This is a genomic window from Amycolatopsis sp. NPDC003676 (assembly GCF_053587275.1).
Genome location: NZ_JBSFNS010000341.1, coordinates 1 through 1,222, shown reverse-complemented (window position 1 = coordinate 1,222; position 1,222 = coordinate 1). Strand labels below are relative to the sequence as shown.

The following is a 1,222-nucleotide window of genomic DNA, read 5'->3' as shown; positions in this document are numbered from 1 at the left end:
ACTGGCCGCGCTGGCCGAGGCGGGGGCCACCAACGTGGTGCTCGGCCCGACCGTGCTGCGTACCTCCACGGCCGCCGCGGTGGCACTCGGTGCCCTCGGCGCGCTCACTCCGCGCTGGTAGATCACCCGCCCGGCGGCCGCCGCCCGCTCGTGACCTGCGATCACCGGTCGATCGCGGTTCGGCCGATCCCGCCGTTATATCGCTGGGCGGTGTCGGTGCCGCGCGTTAAACTGTGCTCATCGAACACACAGTCGAGACCGGAAGCAGGCCATAGCCACTTTTGAAGAACTCAGGCGAGATCGGCGACCCCACCAACCCCGTATCAGGCATCGGCGCAGGCGGTAACAACGCGGGTCCCGCGGCGCGAACAGTGCGTTCCAGCATCGAACTCGCCCCGGAGTCTGTTTTCCCGTTCCTCGGCTCGGCCGACCAGAATCTTCGTCAGCTCGAGAAGCTGCTCCCGGCCGACATCCACGTCCGCGGCAACACCGTCACCATCACCGGTAAGGCCGGCGATGTGGCGCTGGCCGAGCGCGTCATCGAGCAGCTCGTGGCGCTGACCGGCCGCAATCGGGTGATCACCCCCGAAGCGGTCCGGCACACCGTCTCGATGCTCACCGAGGGCGTGTCCGAATCGCCCGCCGAGGTGCTGAGCCTGGACATCCTGTCGCGCCGCGGCAAGACCATCCGGCCCAAGACGCTGAACCAGAAGCGCTACGTCGACGCGATCGACGCCAACACCATCGTGTTCGGCATCGGTCCCGCCGGTACCGGCAAGACCTACCTGGCGATGGCCAAGGCGGTGCAGGCCCTGCAGTCCAAGCAGGTCACCCGCATCATCCTGACCAGGCCCGCGGTCGAGGCCGGCGAGCGGCTCGGCTTCCTGCCCGGCACGCTCAACGACAAGATCGACCCGTATCTGCGGCCGCTCTACGACGCGCTGCACGACATGATGGACCCGGAAGCGATCCCCAAGCTGCTCGCCTCGGGTGTCATCGAGGTCGCGCCGCTGGCGTACATGCGTGGCCGCAGCCTCAACGACTCGTTCATCATTCTCGACGAGGCGCAGAACACCACGGCCGAGCAGATGAAGATGTTCCTGACCCGCCTGGGCTTCGGTTCGAAGATGGTGGTCACCGGTGACATCTCGCAGGTCGACCTGCCCAACGGGCAGCGCTCGGGTCTGCGGGCGGCCGCGGAGATCCTCACCGACATCGACGA

The 1,222-nt window shown here is 67.5% G+C and carries 2 protein-coding genes; both read left to right on the top strand.

Features of this window, described 5'->3' with window-relative positions:
• The first annotated feature begins 1 nt into the window (after position 1).
• Entirely contained in the window at positions 2-121 is a 120-nt protein-coding gene (locus ACWDNU_RS46260; RefSeq protein ID WP_449673498.1) for a 16S rRNA (uracil(1498)-N(3))-methyltransferase, read from the top strand.
• 250 nt (positions 122-371) lie between these two features.
• On the top strand, positions 372-1,222 hold an 851-nt coding region (locus tag ACWDNU_RS46255; protein WP_449673497.1), incomplete at its 3' end, for a PhoH family protein.